Genomic DNA, 21,312 nt, shown 5'->3' on the forward strand with positions numbered 1-21,312 from the left:
GAGACTTTTGCCCATCCATTTTTACCCACAAAAATCCCATACTATTTTTTAATCAACCTATAGCCGCTCCCAATACAGGGATTTGCCAAAGCTGGGCAGACCAAGGTAGCCCCTTACTTCCAACCTGTCCTCATCCAGCAATTTCACCAAGCACCGATATGTCTCTCCACTTTCAGGATCATAGACTTCACCGCCTGACCACTTGCCATCTTTAAATTCCAAGGATCGAATCAGATGTATTTGGTCCAAGGCTTGATTCCTAAGCTTAGCATCTTTATTATTTACATCCCTTCTTATTTTATCGTGCTCCTTCACTCTTTTTAGCCAAGTGATTTTACCAAAATATTTCCCCTTATTTTTATATATAAGCACCTTGGCCTCCCCCTCTTCTGTCAGCCATAACCCTAGGATATCATCAGCCTCCTGTGCATAAACCATCGATAACATTAGGCAATTGAGGAGAAACCCATAAACTGCTTTTTTGAACATATTTGTCTTTTTTTCAAAGCTAATCATTTAAAGGCACAAAAGTCCATTCAGACTGAAGGCTCTTCAAGCCTCTAGCACCTTTATCCCCACCAAGCTTAGATTTATCCAAGTGGGCAGATATTATTAGTCCTTTCTACCTCAAAATATGAACCTTAGAGACATCAAAGAATTCTTTATCTTTTTTTCGGGAACTCAAGTCATTCTTTAGTAGTTTTGCAAACTAAAATTGAAAATCGCACATGAAAAATTCCGAGATAAAATTTAAAATTAACCTAGACGAAAAGAACCTTCCGAAAACCATTGAATGGGATGCCACTGATAAAGAAGGGGACGGTGCAGAGCAGACTAAAAGCATCAGTTTAAATGTATGGGATAATCTGAACCACAGCACCTTAAGGATTGACCTTTGGACAGAAGAAATGTCTGTGGTAGAAATGAAAAGGTTTTATATTGATATTTTGGGAGGAATGGCACAAACCATCCTCAACAGTACAGGAGATGAATACATGTCTGAAGAAATGAAGGAGCTTTGTGATAGATTGGTTCAGCATGTGAACGAAGAGAATAAAAGCGCAAAATAAAAGCTTTTCATCTATTTCAGTTTAGCTATTTTAAACGCCAGTATAAAAAAAAACTGGCGTTTTTATTTATACAAAAAAACTAGGATCTATAGGTTAAGCCCGAAATATGCATTAGCTATCTATTAGGCCTTATCCACACCGACGGATAAAATCAGTCGCTTCGTTTTAGTTCTCGACTTTATCTGACAGCAGGCAAGGTCTCCGTATCGGTGCTACGCTTACGTCAGCAAATTAACTGATTTTCTTACACTTTAAGGCTTTATTTTTTAGGTTCCATCTGTTTACTGTAGGTATCTTTTACTTTGTTTCCCCAATTTAAATGTGACTTTCACTTTATCCCTTTGTTACTTATTTCCTACTGTCAAAAAAGTAACCAATCTAAAGGCTGTATAGGGTAGGAAATCCCACCACTACCCTATGGCGCACCGGTACGCATCTCTTGAGCTAACCCAAGATATGTCAGGTCGAATGGATCTAGCCACACTATTTTATATAGCGCCTTTTTTTACTGGCTTAAAACATTCGTTAAAAAATAATTTTTAGTATATTCCATAGAAACAAACCCAACTTAACATGAGAAGACGACTACAGAACTACCATTGGCTGTGTTTTCTGTTTGCAGCATATTTTTGGCTTGGTCTCCAAACTAAACTTATAGCACAAGAACCGACTACAGTTATTTCAGGCTCCGTTATAGATGGCAGTAGCAATGAAAGTTTAATAGGTGTCAACATCCTGGTAAAAGGCAAGGTGATCGGCACGATTACCGATTTGGATGGTAATTTCTCACTAAGTGTTCATCAGTCCCCTCCTTTGACACTCATTTTTTCCATGGTGGGTTATACCAGCCAAGAAATCAATATTGACCAAAGCAATACCCAGAACCTGCAGGTAATATTAGAGGAACAAACCCTGCTGGGCCAGGAAGTCGTAGTCTCTGCATCGCGGGTAGAGGAAAGTATCCTAAGTTCCCCTGTGTCTATTGAGAAGATGGATATCCTGAGTATAAAAGGGGCTCCAAGTGATAATTATTATAAGGCCATTGGTACCCTGAAAGGTGTTGATGTGACCTCCTCCTCTATCAATTTTCAAATTGTCAATGCCAGAGGCTTCAATTCTACAGGTAATACTCGCTTTGTTCAACTTATTGATGGCATGGATACCCAGGCTCCGGCGCTGAATTTCCCGATCAGTAACCTCAATGGGCCATCTGAATTGGATGTGGAAAGTGTAGAATTTATTCCAGGAGCCTCTTCAGCACTTTATGGCCCCAATGCTTTCAACGGTATTTTGTTGATCAATAGCAAAAGCCCCTTTGATTACCAAGGACTCAGTGCCTATTATAAACAAGCCTTTAACCATTTTGGCGGCACTGAAGGCGAGCCCCAAAATGTACAGCCCATCTATGAAGGCGCCATACGCTATGCCAAAGCATTCAATAATAAATGGGCATTCAAACTCAGCGGTTCACTGATGGAGGCTACCGATTGGTACGGAACAGATATGTCCGACCTAAATGCCATCAGCCAAGGGGATCTCCCCTTTAACCCTGGTGCCAATAGGATCCACGTTTTTGGGGATGAAGTCTCCAATAATATAGGCTTGCTTAGAAACCTGACCTCTGTTCAACAAGCTGCTGATGGTATGGGAATAGGTGATTATATCCCCAGTATTCCTGACCAAGTAGTTTCCAGAACAGGCTATGAAGAAAGGTATTTGGTAGATTATGGGGCATCAAATTATAAATTCAATGGGGCATTGCATTACCGGATCAGTGACCGGGCCGAGCTTTCCTATTCCATCAATTACGGCTCAGGTACCTCCGTATATACCGGCGCACAACGCTATTCCCTATCAGAATTCAATATCACTCAGCATAAACTGGAACTCAAAGGAGACAACTTCTTCTTAAGGTCCTATACTACAAGGGAAAATTCGGGGGGATCATTTATAGCCGATTTGACAGGGGTTCGTATCAATGATACCTGGAAGAACAATAGTGATTGGTTTGGAGAATATACCCTGGCCTATATGCTTTCTTTGGCCCAGCAGGGAGTGAGCCCTGGAACTCCGGGCAGTATTGATCAGCAAGCAGCTGCACATCAATTTGCCAGAAATATAGCCGATAATGGTAGGTACAGCCCGGGGTCGGAAGCATTCAACAATGCTGCTCAGCAGATAAAATCTGACTTTGTACCACAGGGATCCCTATTCAATGACCGTTCTCGTATGTATATGACCGAGGGACAATATGATTTTAAAAATGAGATAGATTTTATGAACCTCCAAGTCGGGGCCAGTTATCGGCTTTATGAGCTCAATTCAGGAGGAACCATTTTCCCTGATGGGGAAGGAAATGATATCACCATTTCGGAATTTGGGGCCTTTGCCCAAGCCTCCAAATCCTTGTGGAAGGAGCAATTAAAATTAATGGGTTCATTAAGGTATGACAAGAATGAAAACTTCAAAGGACAGGTAAACCCTAGAATCTCTGCAGTAATTACTCAGGGCAATTCAAATATCAGGCTTTCCTATCAAACAGGATTCAGAATGCCCACTACCCAGGGTCAACATATAGACCTCAATGTGGTTTCCGCTAGATTATTAGGAGGTCTTCCCTATTACAGGCAGAAATATAGCATATTCGAAAATGCCTTTAGTTTGGCTTCGGTCAATAATTATACAGCTGCGGTAAGTGCTGGAAATAGTCCTGTATCGCCCGAAGCTACGAGTTTACTGGTTCCTGTCAACGACCTTCCTGCCCTGAAGCCAGAACAGGTCAGGGCCTTTGAGATAGGCTATAAAGGATTGATATTAGACAATAGGCTTCTGATTGATTTTGCTTATTACTATAATGCTTATAATGATTTTATCACCCAAACAGCCGTAAGAAAGGCTCCGGGGCCAGTTTACCCTATACCTAGCAATGAGGACCAATTAGCCATCAATGCTGTCAATGCCCCTTCCTTATTGACTCCAGTCACCATTCCAGGCCAAGAAAACACCTTCCAAACTTATACCAACCTGGAGGGCAATACCGTCAAGGCCAACGGAGCCGCCTTGGGAATTGAATACAGCCTTCCAAAAAACTTTACCATTGGTGGAAATTATAATTACAATAAACTGCTCAGCGATATTGAAGAAGGCTTCTTGGCTGATTTTAATACTCCAGAACATAAATTCAACTTGAGTTTTGCCAATAGAAAACTGACAGAACGTTTGGGCTTTGGTATCAATTACCGTTATCAAACGGCCTTTAGATGGGAATCCTCCTTTGCTCGTGGTGAAGTGCCCGAAGTGGGCTTATTGGATGCCCAGGTCAATTATAAAGTAAAATCCATTAAATCCATTCTAAAATTGGGTGGGTCGAATGTATTGAACAATAGGTATACCCTAAATTATGGTGGACCTAAAATGGGTGCCATCTATTATATCAGCATAACATTTGATGAGTTATTGAACTAAATACAGGCCCTATGAAAACCCAAAGACATTTATTTTTGCTGCTATTGACTTTGTTTTTCACCGCTTGTCAATATGAGTTTCCGGAATTACCGCAAGAAAATCCAGCTCCTGGTGAAGCCAACTTTAGTAAGACTGTAGCCGTGGGCAATTCCATCACTGCAGGATTTATGGATGGTGCCCTTTATAATAGAGGACAAGAAAATTCCTTTATACATATATTGTCCCAGCAATTCCAGCTGGCAGGGGGAGGTGATTTTCATCAACCTGCCATCAATTCAGAGAATGGTTTCTTTTCCATGGGGCCCAATGGTCCCTTAGGAAGATTAATCCTTGCCAACGATCCACTGACAGGACAGACCCTTCCCGCTCCTATTGGCGCTGGTGATTTGCCAAGTGCTTATACAGGGGATAAATCTGCCTTGAATAATTTTGCTGTTCCGGGAATCACTTTGGGCCAGGCCTTAAGCCCCTTGACAAGCGGCCCTGCCAGTGCAGACAATCCTGCCTATAATGCACTCTATGCCAGATTCGCCAGCAACCCGGGCCAATCAAGCGTCATCAATGATGCCGCCACTGCATTGGCTGATGGTGGTACATTCTTTAGTTTTTGGCTCGGCGCAAATGATCTATTAGGCTATGCCATTGGAGGCGCTTCGGAACCATCCATCCTAACCTCGGACGAAGATTTCCAAATCCGATTTGGTGCAGCATTGAATACGCTGCTTGCTGCCAATGAATCAGCCAATGGCATGGTATTTAATATTCCCCCCATAGTAGAACTTCCCTATTTCAATCTAGTACCCTATAATCCCTTACCGCTAAGCCAAGCAGAGGCAGATCAGGTCAACCAAGGATATGCGGCCTATAACGGCGGCTTGATTCAAGCCCAAACGCTGGGCTTTATTTCAGAAGAAGAACGTATTTACAGGACCATTAGCTTTGAGGCTGGACTGAACGCTTTCGTGATGGAAGATGAAAACCTGACGGACCTAAGTGCTTTGGGCATGCCATCCATACGACAAAGCAGGCCAGAAGACAAGGCAGTGCTATTACTATCTGAGGCATTAAGACCAAGTGAAAACAGTCCCCAGAGAGGTATAGAATTTCCTGTAGAAGATGAATATGTACTTACACCCGAGGAGCAAGCTGAGATTAATGCAAAAGCCAACACATTTAATTCCATTATAACGGGGCAAGTGAATACGAATACAGAAAGGCTGCTTCTGATCGATATCAAATCGTTTTTTGAAAAGGTACAAAATGGAGCCATCAATTCAGAAGGAGCGGTATTGAGTGCAAGTATTATTCCTCCCAGCGGTGGTTTTTCTGTGGATGGAATTCATCCCAATGCCCGTGCACATGCTTTTATCAGTAATCTATGTGCGGAAGCCATTAATCAAAAATGGAATGCAAGTATTCCAAAAGTCAATCCCAATGCCTATATCGGCAATGACCTGCCCAGATAATAAAAAAATCCTGCTTAAAAAAGCAGGATTTTCCATTCACTTTAACCACTAACAACCATAAAACAAAAATTCATCATGCTCATACGAGCAATCAGAAATGATGAAAACATCACTTTGTCGTAGTCCGTACGGGAATCGAACCCGTGTTTCATCCGTGAAAGGGATGCGTCCTAACCCCTAGACGAACGGACCATAATCGAAAAGACAAGGTTAAAATGGTAGTCCGTACGGGAATCGAACCCGTGTTTCATCCGTGAAAGGGATGCGTCCTAACCCCTAGACGAACGGACCATTTTGTTTTTGTTTCCTTGCCTTTTCTTTAAGGTGATGCAAATATAGAGGGTTAAATTAACAATGCAAAACCCTACCAAAAATTATTTGGTATTTTATTACAACCAACTGGAAACGAAGGAGAAAAAATTTGCTGTAGTCAATGTGCCCGTTCTTTAGTAATTTCACCCTTAGAAATTGAAACCCAAATCAGTAAAATAAGCATGGCAAAAATCAAGGTAGCCATCAATGGCTTTGGCCGGATTGGCCGATATACTTTTAAACTTCTAGAGAAAAATCCCCTCGTGGATGTAATCGCCATCAATGACCTGATGGATATCAAAAACCTCTCCCACTTGTTGAAATACGACTCCATTCACGGTCGCTTCCAAGGAGAGGTAGAAACCAAAAATTCCGATATTCTGGTCAATGGGAAAACCATACATATATATGGCGAGCAGGATCCAGCCAAATTACCTTGGAAGGACTTGAATATTGACTTGGTCATTGAATGTACCGGTAGATTTGTATCCAAAGAGAAAGCCGAGGAACATTTAAAAGCTGGTGCCAATAGGGTGATCATCTCCGCACCTGCCTTGGGGGATGTTCCTACAGTTGTACTGGGCGTAAATGACCATATCATTACAGGAAAGGAAAAAATCATTTCCAATGCCTCCTGCACCACCAATTGCCTTGCTCCTATGATCAAGGTCCTAGAGGAAGAATTCGGCATAGACAAGGGATTTGTATCCACTGTCCACTCCTATACCGCTGACCAAAACCTCCAAGATGCCCCCCACCGGGATCTTAGAAGAGCGAGGGCTGCTGCCTGCTCCATTATCCCTACTACAACCAATGCCGCCAAAGCTGTTGAGCTGGTGATGCCTGAAATCAAAGGAAAGATCCATGCCATGGCCTATAGGGTACCTGTACCTGATGGTTCGCTGACAGAAATGAATGTGATACTGAAAAAAGACACTGATAGAAAAGCCATCAATAGCGCCTTTGAAAAAGCCTCAAAAGGTGCAATGAAGGGCTATTTGGAATATATTGAGGATCCATTGGTGTCCTCAGATATTATAGGAAACCCTCACTCCTGTATCTTTGATTCTGATTTAACAGAGGTAAAAGGCAACTTTGTAAAATTGATCGGCTGGTATGACAATGAGTCTGGATATGCCAATAGAGTGGTTGATTTAGTATTAAAATTGGGTCAATATTAAAGATAATCAATACAATGACGATGAAACCTGTTTCCTTTGAAGCTGATTTGGAGAATTTCCACTCGAAACTCTGGCAATACCATATCCCCGTCCCTGCTGAAATAGCTGATCAATTTATTGATAAGGACAATAGAAGGGTGATTTGTCATCTTGGAAACACTTCCTTTAAGGCAGCTTTAATGAAAACCAAGGAATATTGGTTTATCCTCATCAATCAAAAAATCAGGGAGGAGCTGAATCTTAACGAAGGTGACACTATAAGCTTAAAACTTGAAAAGGACCACTCAGAATATGGACATGAAATGCCTGAGGAACTTCAAGTACTCTTGGATCAGGATGAAGAAGGAAACGGGCATTTCAAGTCCTTGACCATGGGCAAACAAAGAAGCTTGGTATATATTGTCGGTAAGGTCAAAAACAGCCACAGCCGGCTCAATAAATCACTGGCTATTGTTGATCATTTGAAAGAAGTTCATGGAAAACTGGATTTCAAATTGCTGAATGAAAAAATCAAATATTATAACAACCTGGATAAGCCTCTAAAATAGCTAATTGCAACTGAGTGGAATGAATTTAATAGTATTTTTAATTTTGAAAATCACAAATTCAAACGACTATGTCGCACCATCATCATCATGGGCAAAACAATATAAAAACAGCTTTTTTTCTCAATCTGGGATTCACCATTTTGGAGTTTTTTGGAGGCATCTATGTCAATAGTATTGCTATTATTTCAGATGCCCTTCATGATTTAGGAGACAGTCTTTCGTTAGGGCTTGCATGGTACCTAGACAATAAGTCCAAAAAGAGTGCCACCAATACTTTTACATTTGGCTATAAAAGGTTCTCATTATTGGGAGCGCTGATCAACAGCCTGGTACTTATCATAGGCTCAATATTTATCATTAGGGAAGGCTTCCTTCGACTTTTTGAACCAGAATTCTCTGATGCCAAGGGCATGATGATCTTTGCGATAATTGGGGTGCTGGTAAATGGCTATGCGGCCTTTAAGCTTAGTCATGGCAAGACCTTAAATGAAAAAGTAATCTCTTGGCATCTTATCGAAGATGTGCTGGGTTGGGCAGCGGTATTGGCAGCCTCTATCATCATGATGTTTTGGAAAACGCCATATCTCGATCCTGCCCTATCGATTATGATCACCCTGTATATTCTGTGGAATGTATTCAAAAGATTAAAGGAAACCCTGATGATCTTCTTGCAGGCCAGTCCTAAAGAAATTGATGAGCAAGAAATCATGTCAAAACTAGAAGCACTCCCTCATGTGGACTCCATACATCATGTACATATTTGGTCATTGGATGGGGAAAAACATGTATTTACTGCCCATATAAAACTTAAGGAGGTCTCTGGTTTTGATGAAGTGCTGCAGCTCAAAAAAGATTTGAGAATATTGTTAAAAGGCTATCCATTTTCGCACCACACCATTGAGGTAGAACTTCCTGAAGAGGTTTGCGCTATGGACTGAATATAATTCAAGAAAATTAAACAAGAGTAAACCCTATAGTTGATTCCTATGACCGCTTTTACTTCCTTTCCCAAAACTGTAGCTTTCCCTTGGACAGTACAGCCACTCTGAGGTAATTGTCTTGAATTATGTCAGCATCTGTACAATAGATAGCTATCCTGGTTCCCTTAGGCAATTTGGCTAATTGCTCTTTCAGGTTTTGGGTATAAGCTTGATAAGCTTGTTCATCCACCATGGATTCTTTTTCTATCGCGTCAGTTGTATCCAGATTTTCATGGAAGGAATTAAAAAAGTAAAAAGCATCAAATTGGCTGAGATCCAGATCCTGTACAGAAGAATGTATAAAAGTGACCTGCTGCTCCATCCCCAGTTCCTTGGCTATTTTTCTGGAAGCTTTGACCAAAAAAGCCCTGTTTTCCACTCCAAAAAACCGGGCATTGGCATACATCGCTCCTATCAAACAAAATTTTCCCGACCCAGCCCCTATGTCCAACACCTTGGTATGCCTACCCTGGCATAAAAATCCAACGGTCTGTTTAATTATGGCTAATGGCGTCCAATGTCTATGTGAAAGCTGTTGAATCTTAGGAGAAAACAAAAGGTCAAAATCCTTATCCGTAAATGCCTTGGGCAATATCCCTTCTTCCTTTATCATCGGCCATCAAAGCTTTTTTCTCCATTGCTTCTTTTCAGCTTGTTTCTTTTTATTTTCCAAGCGCCTCTTCACGGCTGTTTTGCTGGGCTTAGTTGCTTTCCGGACCTTTCTTTTCACAAAGACCGCACTGAGCATATTCTTTAGCTTTTCTTGGGCGATGGCCTTGTTTTGAATCTGGGACCGGCTTTCCTGAACAGTGATTTGCAAGACTCCATCTGCATTAAGCTTAGACAACAGGGCCTTTCTCAATTTCTGTTTTTCTTCATCTAGCAATAATTGACTGGACTCAAAATCAAAGAGCAGGATGACTTTGGTATTGACCTTATTGACATTTTGACCGCCAGGTCCACCACTTTTCACAGCCTTAAAACTCAATTCATCCGAAAAATCAATGGCTTTTATTTCTGCAGCAGTTCTCAAAATCAACGGTGTTTTTTATGCTTTTTCATATATTCGGAAGGTGAAATCTCCATCACATTTTTAAACTGCCTGTTGAAATTCGAAAGGTTATTGAAGCCACATTCGTAACCTACTTCAGAAATATTAAGCTTTTCCTCAATCAACAATTTACAGGCGTAACCTACCCTGATCTCATTTAGGAATTTCGAATAGGTCTTTTTAGTAGATTTCTTGAAATACCTACAAAAAGCTGTAGGATTTAAATGCACCAATTCAGCCACTTCTTCCAAGGTAATATTCCTTTTGAAATTATTAAAGGTAAAAGAATATACCTTATCCACTCTATCATCCCCCGTGATATGCAATGGAAAACTAAATCCATCAGTACTCAATAGCTCAAATTCATCCTCTTGGGCCAAGGCTGCCAAAAACTCCATCAGCACCACCAATTGATTGATCCCATCAGCATCATGGATCTTTTGCATCCAAGCCATTGCATTCTTTTTGGTTTTCCCCAGAAATTTGACTCCCTGATTTGCCCTTTCAAGGAGCTTTCTTACCTCCTTCATTTCAGGAAGGTGCAGGAATTCCTCACCTGCAAAGGTCTTATTAAAGTGAACCGAATAGGCCTCTGCACTACCTTCGACTTTATGGTCAAAATATTCAGGATCATTTTGCCATAAATGGGGCAGGTTCTCTCCTATCAGTATCAAGTCACCTTGATCAAACTGCTCGATATTGTCGCCTATAAACCTGGTTCCCTTACTTTTTAGAATATAAACCAGTTCAAGCTCGCTATGATAGTGCCATATATCGAGAAAATAGGGATAGGAATGCTTGGCCACTAAAAATGAGCGGTCAAAAGGGCTTTTTCTTTCAAGTAATTTGGCTTTCATATAAATGCTCTATCTTAGGTTTATTTCTGGTTTACCTCGACCAATATTACAAATATTATCGAACAAAATCAAAAACACTTCAAAATCAAGCAAAAATAGTATTATATATAACCAATATTAATGTAGCCATTATATGCAAAACATGGCATCTTGCATGATCTTTTGAAAGCAAAAAATTGAACAATATATCCATTGAAAATGAACATTAAAATTACCGACTACTTGGTAAAGGACATTAGGTTTCCGACCAGTAAAGAAAAACATGGATCAGATGCAATGAACCCTGACCCTGATTATTCGGCCGCATATATCATTCTAAAGACCAACTATCCTGAATTAGAAGGTCATGGATTGACTTTTACCATAGGTAGAGGTAATGAAATTTGCTGTGCAGCTTTGGAGGCCATTGCACACCATGTAATCGGAAAGGACCTGGCTGAATTTACAGCAGACATGGGGGCTTTTTGGAAAATGGTGAACAGTGATAGTCAAATCAGGTGGCTGGGACCAGAAAAAGGAGTGGTGCACTTGGCCACAGGAGCCTTGGTCAATGCTGTTTGGGACCTTTATGCCAAAGCTGGGAAAAAACCACTTTGGAAGCTCATCGGAGAGATGTCTCCAGAAGAATTGGTAAAATGTATTGACTTCAGCTATATCACTGATGTGGTGACCCCAGAAGAAGCTTTGGAAATCTTCAAAGAAACCGCTGAAGGCAAAGCTGAACGCATTGAATTCCTAGAAGAAAAAGGTTACCCAGGATACACCACCTCTGCTGGCTGGTTGGGCTACACGGATGAAAAAATCAGGAGACTTTGCCGCGAGGCCAAGGAAGAAGGCTGGAAGCATATCAAGATGAAAGTAGGTGCCAATCTAGAAGATGATATGCGTCGTGCGGCCATTATCCGAGAGGAAATCGGTGATGATATGTACCTGATGATGGATGCCAATCAGCGTTGGGAAGTCAGTGAAGCCATTGAAAACATGAAACAATTGGCTAAATTTAACCCACTATGGATTGAGGAGCCTACCAGCCCTGATGATATCCTTGGACACAAAGCCATCAGCGACGGAGTTAAACCTATCTTGGTGGCCACTGGTGAGCATTGCCAAAACAGGGTTATCTTCAAGCAGTTGATGAAAGCTGGTGCTTTACAGATCTGCCAGATTGATAGCTGTAGAGTTGGAGGGGTAAATGAAAACTTAGCCATCATGTTGATCGCCAAGAAATTCGATATCCCAGTTTGTCCTCATGCTGGGGGTGTTGGTCTTTGCGAATATGTACAGCACCTGTCTATGATCGATTATATTTCTATCAGCGGCACCATGGAAGGGCGTGTGATCGAATATGTAGATCATTTGCATGAGCACTTTATTGATCCTGTGATCATCAAAGAAGGCCGCTATCAGGCTCCAAGTCTTCCTGGCTATAGCATTGAGATGAAGGCTGATTCTTTGGCAGAATATGATTTTGCCAATGGCCCTGTATGGAATGAGGAGCCTGCGAAGGCTTAAATTCCATCTTGTTAAAGAGCAGGAAAAATGATTAAAAGATTAGCTTTGCTAATTGACTTTTGAAGATAAAAAGAACATGAAAAATAAGACCATTTTGATTACCGGTGGAGCAAGTGGAATTGGCCTGGCCATGACCACCCGCTTTGCTGAAGAAGGAGGAAATGTATATTTCATAGATTTTGATCAAAATTCGGGAGAAAAGGTAGCCAAAGAGCTTACAGAAAAAGGCTATAAGGTCACCTTTTTACAAGGGGATGTTTCCAAGACCGAGGAGATGAAAAACACCATCAACTCCATTCCTGGAAATATTGACGTATTGGTCAATAATGCTGGGGTTTCCCATGTAGGCAATTTGGAAAACACCAGTGAAACAGATTTTGACAGATTGTATCAGGTAAATGTCAAAGGCATTTATAATTGTAGCATAGCCACCCTTCCTAAAATGAAGGAAAATGGTGGATCTATTGTCAATATGGCCTCGGTAGCTTCTACCATTGGGATTCCTGATAGATTTGCCTATTCCATGACCAAAGGGGCTGTCTTTGCCATGACACTTTCCATGGCCAGGGATTATGTTTCCCATAATATCCGTGTCAACAGCATTGCTCCAGGTCGTGTCCATACTCCTTTTGTAGATGGCTTTTTGGCTAAAAACTACCCTGGACAGGAAAAGGAAATGTTTGACAAATTAGCTGCTACCCAACCTATAGGAAGAATGGGTACTCCAGAGGAAATTGCTGCCATGGCACTTTACCTTTGCAAGGACGAATCTTCCTTCCTGACAGGTGGCAACTACCCTATTGACGGTGGTTTTGTCAATCTAAAAATGTAATAAGAGCCCTTTTTGGGCTTTTTTCATCAATAAAAACTGATAATGAGTTGGCCTCATGAGTCAATTTTACATCATCACAAACGAAGCAAAGTGATCTAGATGTTTTCTGGACAAGATTTATTCGCTTTCATTGAAGTAAAATTTGTCATACTGACGTAAGGAAGCATCTCTTTCGTTAAATTGTTACTGGAAGAGATGCTTCCTATCGTCAGCATGACACATAAAGTGGACAGATGAGCCTTCCTCTATTTTCTATAATAATCTATAACAGGTAAGCCCACTATTACTTACCTCAAAAGAATAATTAAAATGAAATTATTAAGATTTGGAAATGCTGGCCAAGAAAAGCCAGGTATTGAGAAAGCAGATGGAACCCGTATCGATTGCAGTGGGTTCGGACAAGACTGGACGGAAGAGTTTTTGGAAAATGATGGTTTGAACAAATTAGCTGCATGGCTGAAAAGCAATGAAGCCGATTGCCCAGTAGTGAGTAATGAAACTCGCTTGGGTCCTCCTATCAAGCGTCCTTCCAAGATCATCTGTATTGGACTAAATTACTTGCTGCACGCCAAAGAAACGGGTGCGGAGGTTCCTAAGCAGCCGATTATTTTCATGAAATCCACCACCTCACTTACTGGACCAAATGATAATATCATCATTCCAAGAAACTCTCAAAAAACAGACTGGGAAGTGGAGTTGGCCGTCATGATCGGTAAAAAAGCCAGCTATGTGTCCAAGGAAGATGCCTTGGATTATGTAGCCGGTTATTGCTTGCTCAATGACGTATCAGAACGTGACTTCCAACTGAACCATGGTGGACAATGGGTGAAAGGGAAAAGCAATGACACTTTTTCACCTCTAGGCCCGTATTTGGTGACTAAAGACGAAATTAAAGATCCGCAGAATCTAAGATTATGGCTAAAACTCAACGGTAAAATGCTTCAAGACAGCAATACCTCTGATATGGTTTTTGACATACCGACTTTGATCAGCCACTTGAGCAATTATATGACCTTGCTACCGGGCGACATCATCTCAACAGGTACCCCTTCGGGAGTTGGCATGGGACTAACCCCTCCTACCTACCTGAAAGAAGGTGATGTAGTGGAACTTGGCATTGATGGACTAGGAACTTCCAGCCAAACTGCTGTAAACTATAAGGGGTAATTTAATCCTTTAATTATATTTAAACCTGCCTTTCCTAGGATTGGCAGGTTTTATTTGTCTTACCCAAAAGAACTACTTGATGAAAATAGATGCCCACCAACATTTTTGGAAATACAATTCCGAAAAACACGCTTGGATCGATGAAAGTATGTCTGTGATCCGTAAGGATTTTCTTCCTGAGGACCTCAAGCCCTTATTGGACCATGAAGGATTTGACGGTACGGTTGCAGTGCAGGCAGATGAATCATTGGAGGAAAATGATTTTTTATTGGGACTGGCCAAAGATAATCCCTGGATAAAAAAAGTAGTAGGCTGGGTAGATCTTTGTTCTGACAAGGTAGAAGCTGACCTGGAAAAATACAGTGACACACCAAATATGTGTGGTTTCAGAATGATTCTTCAAGGGCAGCCACCAGAACTAATGGCTGATAATGCTTTCAGAAAAGGCATTGGCTTATTGGAAAAATTCGGATATACCTATGATATTTTGATCTTTCCCCATCATTTAAAGGAAACTATTGACCTAGTAAAAAGCTTCCCCAACCAGCCTTTTGTGATTGATCACTTGGCCAAGCCCTATATCAAAGATGGTAAAATAGATGAATGGGCGGAAAACATGAGAACCTTAGCTGGTTTTGACAATGTCTGCTGTAAAGTTTCCGGAATGGTCACCGAAGCAGATTGGAATAAATGGACCAAGGCAGATCTGACTCCTTATATGGATGTGGTATTTGAAGCCTTTGGCAGTAAAAGGTTGATGTTTGGATCTGACTGGCCAGTAGCCCTGCTTGCTGCAGATTACCCTCAAAATGCAGGCATCATCAAAAACTATATTGAAGCTTTGAGCGAAAGAGAACAAGCAGACGTACTCGGATTTACTGCTGCAAACTTTTATGGAATTAAATAAAACAAGAATCATGACTAAAAGATACACCCTTGCTTTGGATCTAAAGAACGATCCAAAACTGATCGAAGAATACGAGGCCTACCATCAAGAAGTGTGGCCTGAAATTATCAAAAGCATTAAAGATGCAGGTATTGAAAGCATGGAAATCTACCGCTGGGAGAACAGGCTTTTTATGATTATGGAAACCACTCCTGAGTTTTCTTTTGAGAAAAAAGCAGAAATGGATGCCGCCAACCCGAAAGTCAGGGAATGGGAAGACCTGATGTGGACATTCCAACAGGGACTACCAGGGCTGCCTGAAGGTGAAAAGTGGCAAGTGATGAAGCAGGTATTTGATATGAAATAAATAGTATTGAGTAGGGAGTCTTGAGTAAGTAATAAGAAGGAATATCGCTTTTAAGCTGTCATTAAAGTGATGTCAGCCTGAGCCCTTAGACTTAGCTCAGGATAAACTTAAGCCAAAGGTTAAAGATTGGAGCTCTATTCTACTTGGTGGTTAGACCGATCCGATCAGACTGACTTGTTGTCCCGTCAGCTTAGCTGCGGGACGTTTCAATTATGAGGAGAGCTCATTCTATTAAAATACAAAAGGGGAAATTAAAGCCAATTACAGATGAACAACACAAATTTCACTAGCCTCATTTTGCTTCTTATCACCTTTATTTCTTGCTCGTCTCCAAATCAGTCAAAGCAGCAATCTATGCTGTTGGATGTACCTTTTGAAACTGACAGCACAAAAACATATGCTGAGCCTTATTTAATGACCACTGCTACTGGACAAACTTATATGTCTTGGATTGAAGAAGGTGAGAATGGAGCTGAGTTAAGGTATGCTTACTTTGACCAAGGAAAATGGAAAAGCCCCCAAAGTATAGCCTCAGGCAATAATTGGTTTATCAACTGGGCTGATTATCCTCAAATTGCCAGCAAAGATGGAAAATCAATGCTTTCATTTTTCCTTCAAAAAAGTGGGGAAAGCACCTATGCCTATGATATCCAATTCATGAGCTCTTTGGATGGTAAAAACTGGTCAGCACCAAAAACCCTACATGATGATGGCTTGCAGGCTGAACATGGATTTGTCTCCATGCTTTCATATGATGAAAATTATTTGGTCTCGTGGTTAGATGGTAGAAACTCTGCAGGACAAATGGACCAGCATAACCATCAGTCTGGAAGTATGGCTGCCATGACCTTAAGAGCAGCCATTCTCTCACCAGAGGGTAAAAAACTCCAAGAATGGGAAATAGACAACCGCACCTGTGACTGTTGTCAAACCTCAGTAGCTTTAACCAATAATGGACCAGTAGTAGTTTATAGAGACAGGGGAATTACTGAAGTTAGGGACATTGCCATAAGCAGGCTAATAAATGGAGAATGGACCCAACCAAAGACAATCTTTCAAGACAATTGGCAAATCAAAGGTTGTCCGGTTAATGGTCCTAGGGCAGCATCAAAAAACAATAGTCTAGCTGTGGCTTGGTTTTCTGCAGCCAAAGGCCAGCCAGAAGTCAAGGTGATTTTTTCAACGGATGGCGGTGAAAATTTCGAAAAACCAATTAAAATCAATATGGCTCCAAGCATTGGAAGAGTAGATATTGTAATGATAGATGAAAGTACCGCCTATGTATCATGGATGGAAAAAGGGGAAATCAAAGCCAAGAAAGTACATCAAAATGGAACGAGCGAAGAAGCAATAACTATAGCAAAAACTACAGAGGAAAGAGCCAGTGGCTTTCCTCAAATGACAATCGCTAAAGAGGGATTATTATTTGCTTGGACAGACACTGAAGGCAAAGGCACAAGGATAAAAAGCAAATTGCTAAAGACACACTAAAATCCTATTATTCAAAATTTTACAAAAAATATTTATTTAAACTATTTTTTTAATTGAATTTTTATTCTACATTTATAGAATAACATCTAATAATGTAGAAATGAAACTCGCTCCAAGTGAAGAACAGTTGATGAATTACCTTTGGAAATTGGAAAAGGCCTTTATGAAAGACCTTCTTGAAGCCTATCCAGATCCCAAACCAGCCCCAACTACAGTGGCCACGCTTTTGAAAAGAATGACAGAAAAGAAATTTGTGGCCTTTAAAACTTTCGGCAATTCTAGGGAATACTATCCCCTCATAAAAAAGAGCGCTTATTTCAGTAAACAGGTAAAAGGAATCATTAAAAATTTCTTTGATAATAGCCCTTCTCAGTTCGCCTCTTTCTTTACCTCAGAGACAGACCTGAGCCAAGAGGAACTGGAAGAACTCAAACAGTTGATTGACCGTCAAATTGAAAACAAAAAGCAATGATAGCCTACTTGATCAAATCCACAATTAGCCTCTTAATCTTATACTTGGCCTATCATTTTCTACTGTCGAAGGAAAAGGCTTACCAATTCAACCGGTATTTTCTTCTAGGAAGTCTCATATTTTCATTGTCTGTTCCTTTCCTTCAGTCTCCTCTGAAGCCCTATACAAAACTTGTAAAAGTCACTCCTACTTTTGAAAGCCTTACAGCAGATGAATTGATGCCTGCTGACCCAATAGTCACCAATTCAACACCGATTTCTTTAGAATCAGAGGCTAAAAACATGGTGAGCCCAAAACAATCGCTATCAGTATGGACGATTCTCCTGGCCATTTATTCATTGATTTTAATTATTCTGGTTATCCGCATGGTGCTCAATCTGCATACCTTATTTTTAAGAGCAAAATCAGCCACTATCATCAACCAAGGGACTTATAAGGCGGTATTGAGTAAGGGAAAAGACCTTCCATTTACCTTTTTGAAATATGTTTTTCTAGAAAAATCACAGTTTCTAAATGGGCAAATCAATTCCCAATTACTTCTCCATGAAAAAATCCATGCCCACCAATGTCATAGCCTAGACATTCTTTTTATAGAAGTGCTTAAAATCATTTTTTGGTTCAACCCTGTATTTCGCCTTTATAAAAAAGCCATACAGCTCAACCATGAATTTATAGCTGACGAGGCAGTGGTTCAGGAATGTAAAGACAAAAGAGCTTATCAGTACCTCCTACTCTCCCATGTGCTACAACATCAGCAAAACCATTTGGTAAGCTATTCCAAATATTCATTGACCAAAAACCGTATAACCATGATGAACAAAACCAACAACTGGCCAAAGACCACGATAAAGGTCTTACTGACTGTTCCCTTTGCTATTGGAATCGTTTCATTGCTCGCTATGAGGCCACAGCAAAAAAGCAATTCTCTCATCATTGAAACACCTACTTCAATAGTCTCTCCACAACAGGATGATAAATATCTGGAAGAATAGAAACAGCTTTATCAAAATTACGAGAAACTAATGAACGAAAGGAAGTTAGAAAAACGCGCATTAAATGATAAAGAATTTAACCTGGATAGAATGAGGCAACTTTGGTCATATATGTCAGAAGAAAATAGAACTAGGGCTCCAAAACTATCTTTTATAAAAGCACCTCCTATCATTAGCAAAAAACGCCCCTCAAACTATCAAATGAAAGAGTGGAGAAAAAATTCATCATATAAAATCCTATTGGACAATAAACCAGTTCCCAATAAAACATTGAAAGCCTATGACGTAGAAGATATTGCTTATTGGTCATATCATAGAAACTACACGTCCAAGGACAATGGTAAATATGATTATGAAACTGAGGTCTATTTACAAACCAATAATGGTTTTTACAGGACTTTTTTCATGAATAGAACAGGTTATGACCATGTTTCTGCATATGAGAAAGCCATAGAGATTTATATCGAGCATCAGAAGAATCCGAAAAAATATAAAGGGCAATTAGGCGGAACACTTAAGGATTTACAACAAGTCTACAGTCAAATCCCAGAATGGAAAAGGGAATTGTATAATATCAAAACTCCCTCAGAAGTTATAAAAAGTAAAAATGAAGGGATGAGCTTCAATTATATCCCCTATTTCAAACCTCAAAAAAATGATCAATGTTAAAATGGATTTAAAACCCATTTTATAGCTGTTCCAGATTACAAATCAGGAACAGCTATAAAATTTAATACTAGGGGGCTTGACTGCACCTATCTGGTGAAAAAGTCAAGCTCGACCTGACAAAATCTCTTTTATTCTGAATAAATCATCACACCGAACCTCCCACGTCGTATCTCGTACCTTATCCTTCATCCTATATTCTCGCCTGATAAGTATATAAATCAAAATACCTGCCTTGTTTTTCCATGAGTTCTTCATGCCTTCCGCGCTCTACTATTTGGCCTTTTTCCACCACCAAAATTTGGTTGGCCTGACGGATAGTACTTAATCGGTGCGCAATGACAAAGGTGGTCCTTCCCTTCATCAGTTCTTTCAAACTGGCCTGGATCAATGTCTCACTTTCAGTATCTAAATTAGAAGTGGCCTCATCTAGAATCAAAATCCTTGGATCGGCCAATATCGCTCTGGCAATGGCAATCCGCTGCTTTTGTCCTCCAGACAGTTTTACTCCCCGCTCCCCTATCAAAGTATCCAAGCCATCTTCAAAACGATCGGTAAATTCATGGACATGAGCTGCATGAACTGCCTGCATCAACTGTTCCTCACTTGCATCAGGTCTTGGGAATAATATATTTTCCTTGATGGTGCCTTCAAACAAGAAATCATCCTGCAAAACCACTCCTAATTGGCTCCTGAAACTGGAAAGACTTACTTGTTGCAAATCCTGTCCATCTATTTTTATGGTTCCACTGGCAGGGTTGAGAAAGGAGGCTACCAAGCCTGCAATGGTGGTTTTTCCAGATCCTGAAGTCCCTACCAAAGCTGTCATAGTCCCGGCCTCTGCCTCAAAACTCACTTCTTTCACCACATTTTTTCCTTCTTCATAGGCAAAGCTCACCCTGTCAAATTCCACATCACCATGAATTCTGGGTAGCTGTATATTACGACTCTCTTCATCTTCTTCCAAAGGGATATTCATGATTTCCTCAGTCCTGTCCAAGCCTGCAAATGCTTCAGTCAGCTGACTGCCAATATTGCTCATCTGCACAATCGGGGCTATCATAAAACCCAAGTAAAGGGTAAAAGCCAGAAAATCCCCAAAAGTCATGCTTTCATTCATGATCATATAGCCCCCGATTCCCATAATACCAGCAGAGGCCAATCCAAGCAAAAAAGTGGCAGAACTGGTCACCATGCTGGTAGTGGTCAAACTTGATTTTATATTCATAAACAAACGCATTACACCTTCTTCGAAGGTTTTGACCTCTTGGGCCTCGGCATTGAAACCTTTTATCACCCTTATTCCACCTAAGGTTTCTGTCAGCCTTCCGGTCACTTGGGCATTGATCTTTCCTCGCTCCCTGAAAATAGGCCTGATCTTTCCAAAAGCTTTCAATGAAATCAATCCAAAAATGGCCACTGGTACTAATACATAGAGGGTCATCATGGGACTGATATAAATCAACAAGCCCAAGCAAATGATGGAGGTAAGCACGCCACCAACCATCTGGGCTAAACCAGTGCCTACCAAATTCCTCACCCCTTCGACATCCGTCATGATCCTTGATACCAGCTCACCGGTTTTGGCATTGTCAAAAAAGCGGATAGGCAATCGGATAATATGCTGCTGCACCTTCGCCCTCAATTGGGCAATCAAATGCTGGGCTTCCACACTTAAGATCTGTGTCAGCACAAAAGAAGTACTCGCCTGTATGGCCACGGCAATGGCCACAGCTATCACCAACCATTTCAGCAATTGCATATTGGAATTGGGGATGACATCATCAATCAGGTATTTGCTGGCTCCTGGCAAAACCAAACCAGATAACCTACTGATGATGATCAAAAAAAGGCCTAGAAACAATTGTTTTTTTCTGGGCCAGATAATGGTTTTGAAAACATGACCTATGGTCACTTTTCTTTCTTTTTGGGGCTTGGACATGTTGTTAAAATAAAAGAGGCAATTTCCCTAGAAAACTGCCTCTATAAATGAATTT

The 21,312-nt window shown here is 40.7% G+C and carries 20 protein-coding genes and 2 tRNA genes; 15 read left to right on the forward strand and 7 right to left on the reverse strand.

Annotation, left to right across the window (positions count from 1 at the left end; all coding sequences use genetic code 11):
* Positions 1 to 57: 57 nt before the first annotated feature.
* Positions 58 to 489: a DUF2147 domain-containing protein gene (locus KZP23_RS19000; protein ID WP_226333350.1), complete on the reverse strand. Its 432-nt coding sequence runs from the start codon at positions 487 to 489 to the stop codon at positions 58 to 60.
* A gap of 239 nt (positions 490 to 728) precedes the next feature.
* On the opposite strand from KZP23_RS19000, the gene gldC reads away from it, so the two are divergent.
* The 3 genes from gldC (at position 729) to KZP23_RS19015 (ending at position 6,001) form a co-directional block, all read left to right on the forward strand.
* Complete coding sequence (gene gldC / locus KZP23_RS19005) at positions 729 to 1,070, forward strand: gliding motility protein GldC (RefSeq protein WP_226333351.1); 342 nt, start codon at positions 729 to 731, stop codon at positions 1,068 to 1,070.
* A 573-nt stretch (positions 1,071 to 1,643) separates the two neighbouring features.
* Positions 1,644 to 4,535: a TonB-dependent receptor gene (locus KZP23_RS19010; protein WP_226333352.1), complete on the forward strand. Its 2,892-nt coding sequence runs from the start codon at positions 1,644 to 1,646 to the stop codon at positions 4,533 to 4,535.
* An 11-nt stretch (positions 4,536 to 4,546) separates the two neighbouring features.
* On the forward strand, positions 4,547 to 6,001 hold the full coding sequence (locus KZP23_RS19015; protein ID WP_226333353.1) for a hypothetical protein: 1,455 nt from the start codon (positions 4,547 to 4,549) through the stop codon (positions 5,999 to 6,001).
* A gap of 120 nt (positions 6,002 to 6,121) precedes the next feature.
* Here the strand turns inward: KZP23_RS19015 and KZP23_RS19020 are convergent.
* Both KZP23_RS19020 and KZP23_RS19025 read right to left on the reverse strand, forming a co-directional pair.
* A tRNA-Glu gene (locus tag KZP23_RS19020) sits at positions 6,122 to 6,193 on the reverse strand.
* Between the two features lie 24 nt (positions 6,194 to 6,217).
* Positions 6,218 to 6,292 (reverse strand) — tRNA-Glu (locus KZP23_RS19025).
* A 203-nt stretch (positions 6,293 to 6,495) separates the two neighbouring features.
* Between KZP23_RS19025 and gap the strand changes: the two genes are divergently transcribed.
* From gap to KZP23_RS19040, 3 genes are all read left to right on the forward strand, one after another.
* Positions 6,496 to 7,494, forward strand: a complete 999-nt coding sequence (gene gap, locus KZP23_RS19030) for a type I glyceraldehyde-3-phosphate dehydrogenase (RefSeq protein ID WP_226333354.1) — start codon at positions 6,496 to 6,498, stop codon at positions 7,492 to 7,494.
* 14 nt (positions 7,495 to 7,508) lie between these two features.
* Positions 7,509 to 8,042, forward strand: a complete 534-nt coding sequence (locus KZP23_RS19035; protein WP_226333355.1) for a YdeI/OmpD-associated family protein — start codon at positions 7,509 to 7,511, stop codon at positions 8,040 to 8,042.
* A gap of 68 nt (positions 8,043 to 8,110) precedes the next feature.
* Positions 8,111 to 8,980 carry a cation diffusion facilitator family transporter gene (locus tag KZP23_RS19040; RefSeq protein ID WP_226333356.1) on the forward strand — a complete coding sequence of 290 codons (870 nt, stop codon included), beginning with the start codon at positions 8,111 to 8,113 and terminating at the stop codon, positions 8,978 to 8,980.
* Positions 8,981 to 9,038: 58 nt separating this feature from the next.
* Here the strand turns inward: KZP23_RS19040 and KZP23_RS19045 are convergent, their stop codons facing one another.
* Genes KZP23_RS19045 through KZP23_RS19055 form a run of 3 tightly spaced genes read right to left on the reverse strand, consistent with a single transcriptional unit; the run spans position 9,039 to position 10,930 of the window.
* On the reverse strand, positions 9,039 to 9,635 hold the full coding sequence (locus KZP23_RS19045; protein ID WP_226333357.1) for a class I SAM-dependent methyltransferase: 597 nt from the start codon (positions 9,633 to 9,635) through the stop codon (positions 9,039 to 9,041).
* A gap of 6 nt (positions 9,636 to 9,641) precedes the next feature.
* Positions 9,642 to 10,055, reverse strand: coding sequence for an alternative ribosome rescue aminoacyl-tRNA hydrolase ArfB (gene arfB / locus KZP23_RS19050; protein WP_317198014.1), 414 nt, complete (start codon positions 10,053 to 10,055; stop codon positions 9,642 to 9,644).
* Between the two features lie 2 nt (positions 10,056 to 10,057).
* Complete coding sequence (locus tag KZP23_RS19055; RefSeq protein WP_226333358.1) at positions 10,058 to 10,930, reverse strand: AraC family transcriptional regulator; 873 nt, start codon at positions 10,928 to 10,930, stop codon at positions 10,058 to 10,060.
* Positions 10,931 to 11,128: 198 nt separating this feature from the next.
* Between KZP23_RS19055 and KZP23_RS19060 the strand changes: the two genes are divergently transcribed.
* From KZP23_RS19060 to KZP23_RS19100, 9 genes are all read left to right on the forward strand, one after another.
* A complete protein-coding gene (locus KZP23_RS19060; RefSeq protein WP_226333359.1) occupies positions 11,129 to 12,442 on the forward strand; it encodes an L-fuconate dehydratase in 1,314 nt (437 codons plus the stop codon).
* A gap of 76 nt (positions 12,443 to 12,518) precedes the next feature.
* Positions 12,519 to 13,274: an SDR family NAD(P)-dependent oxidoreductase gene (locus KZP23_RS19065; RefSeq protein ID WP_226333360.1), complete on the forward strand. Its 756-nt coding sequence runs from the start codon at positions 12,519 to 12,521 to the stop codon at positions 13,272 to 13,274.
* 309 nt (positions 13,275 to 13,583) lie between these two features.
* Entirely contained in the window at positions 13,584 to 14,441 is an 858-nt protein-coding gene (locus KZP23_RS19070) for a fumarylacetoacetate hydrolase family protein (protein ID WP_226333361.1), read from the forward strand.
* A 79-nt stretch (positions 14,442 to 14,520) separates the two neighbouring features.
* Positions 14,521 to 15,348 (forward strand): amidohydrolase family protein, encoded by an 828-nt coding sequence (locus KZP23_RS19075; protein WP_226333362.1) that lies wholly within the window; start codon positions 14,521 to 14,523, stop codon positions 15,346 to 15,348.
* Positions 15,349 to 15,358: 10 nt separating this feature from the next.
* The gene (locus KZP23_RS19080; protein WP_226333363.1) at positions 15,359 to 15,694 is read left to right on the forward strand and encodes an L-rhamnose mutarotase; all 336 of its coding nucleotides are present in this window, start codon (positions 15,359 to 15,361) and stop codon (positions 15,692 to 15,694) included.
* A gap of 267 nt (positions 15,695 to 15,961) precedes the next feature.
* Complete coding sequence (locus KZP23_RS19085) at positions 15,962 to 17,185, forward strand: exo-alpha-sialidase (RefSeq protein WP_226333364.1); 1,224 nt, start codon at positions 15,962 to 15,964, stop codon at positions 17,183 to 17,185.
* 100 nt (positions 17,186 to 17,285) lie between these two features.
* Positions 17,286 to 17,657, forward strand: coding sequence for a BlaI/MecI/CopY family transcriptional regulator (locus tag KZP23_RS19090; RefSeq protein WP_226333365.1), 372 nt, complete (start codon positions 17,286 to 17,288; stop codon positions 17,655 to 17,657).
* Positions 17,654 to 18,649 (forward strand): M56 family metallopeptidase, encoded by a 996-nt coding sequence (locus tag KZP23_RS19095; protein ID WP_226333366.1) that lies wholly within the window; start codon positions 17,654 to 17,656, stop codon positions 18,647 to 18,649. Before KZP23_RS19090 ends, KZP23_RS19095 begins: the two co-directional genes overlap by 4 nt.
* A 30-nt stretch (positions 18,650 to 18,679) precedes the next feature.
* Positions 18,680 to 19,318, forward strand: coding sequence for a hypothetical protein (locus KZP23_RS19100; protein ID WP_226333367.1), 639 nt, complete (start codon positions 18,680 to 18,682; stop codon positions 19,316 to 19,318).
* Positions 19,319 to 19,508: 190 nt separating this feature from the next.
* On the opposite strand, the gene KZP23_RS19105 is transcribed toward KZP23_RS19100, so the two are convergent.
* Positions 19,509 to 21,257, reverse strand: coding sequence for an ABC transporter ATP-binding protein (locus KZP23_RS19105; protein WP_226333368.1), 1,749 nt, complete (start codon positions 21,255 to 21,257; stop codon positions 19,509 to 19,511).
* Positions 21,258 to 21,312: the final 55 nt, after the last annotated feature.

Origin of the sequence: Echinicola marina (assembly GCF_020463795.1) — a bacterium.
GTDB lineage: Bacteria > Bacteroidota > Bacteroidia > Cytophagales > Cyclobacteriaceae > Echinicola > Echinicola marina.

Coding starts and splice junctions, on each gene's coding strand:
- KZP23_RS19080 (WP_226333363.1), top strand. CDS start 15,359: ATGACTAAAAGATACACCCTTGCTTTGGATCTAAAGAACGATCCAAAA.
- KZP23_RS19100 (WP_226333367.1), top strand. CDS start 18,680: ATGAACGAAAGGAAGTTAGAAAAACGCGCATTAAATGATAAAGAATTT.
- KZP23_RS19090 (WP_226333365.1), top strand. CDS start 17,286: ATGAAACTCGCTCCAAGTGAAGAACAGTTGATGAATTACCTTTGGAAA.
- KZP23_RS19105 (WP_226333368.1), bottom strand. CDS start 21,257: ATGTCCAAGCCCCAAAAAGAAAGAAAAGTGACCATAGGTCATGTTTTC.
- KZP23_RS19065 (WP_226333360.1), top strand. CDS start 12,519: ATGAAAAATAAGACCATTTTGATTACCGGTGGAGCAAGTGGAATTGGC.
- KZP23_RS19095 (WP_226333366.1), top strand. CDS start 17,654: ATGATAGCCTACTTGATCAAATCCACAATTAGCCTCTTAATCTTATAC.
- gldC (WP_226333351.1), top strand. CDS start 729: ATGAAAAATTCCGAGATAAAATTTAAAATTAACCTAGACGAAAAGAAC.
- KZP23_RS19055 (WP_226333358.1), bottom strand. CDS start 10,930: ATGAAAGCCAAATTACTTGAAAGAAAAAGCCCTTTTGACCGCTCATTT.
- KZP23_RS19060 (WP_226333359.1), top strand. CDS start 11,129: ATGAACATTAAAATTACCGACTACTTGGTAAAGGACATTAGGTTTCCG.
- KZP23_RS19035 (WP_226333355.1), top strand. CDS start 7,509: ATGACGATGAAACCTGTTTCCTTTGAAGCTGATTTGGAGAATTTCCAC.
- KZP23_RS19070 (WP_226333361.1), top strand. CDS start 13,584: ATGAAATTATTAAGATTTGGAAATGCTGGCCAAGAAAAGCCAGGTATT.
- KZP23_RS19040 (WP_226333356.1), top strand. CDS start 8,111: ATGTCGCACCATCATCATCATGGGCAAAACAATATAAAAACAGCTTTT.
- KZP23_RS19015 (WP_226333353.1), top strand. CDS start 4,547: ATGAAAACCCAAAGACATTTATTTTTGCTGCTATTGACTTTGTTTTTC.
- KZP23_RS19045 (WP_226333357.1), bottom strand. CDS start 9,635: ATGATAAAGGAAGAAGGGATATTGCCCAAGGCATTTACGGATAAGGAT.
- gap (WP_226333354.1), top strand. CDS start 6,496: ATGGCAAAAATCAAGGTAGCCATCAATGGCTTTGGCCGGATTGGCCGA.
- KZP23_RS19085 (WP_226333364.1), top strand. CDS start 15,962: ATGAACAACACAAATTTCACTAGCCTCATTTTGCTTCTTATCACCTTT.
- KZP23_RS19075 (WP_226333362.1), top strand. CDS start 14,521: ATGAAAATAGATGCCCACCAACATTTTTGGAAATACAATTCCGAAAAA.
- KZP23_RS19000 (WP_226333350.1), bottom strand. CDS start 489: ATGTTCAAAAAAGCAGTTTATGGGTTTCTCCTCAATTGCCTAATGTTA.
- KZP23_RS19010 (WP_226333352.1), top strand. CDS start 1,644: ATGAGAAGACGACTACAGAACTACCATTGGCTGTGTTTTCTGTTTGCA.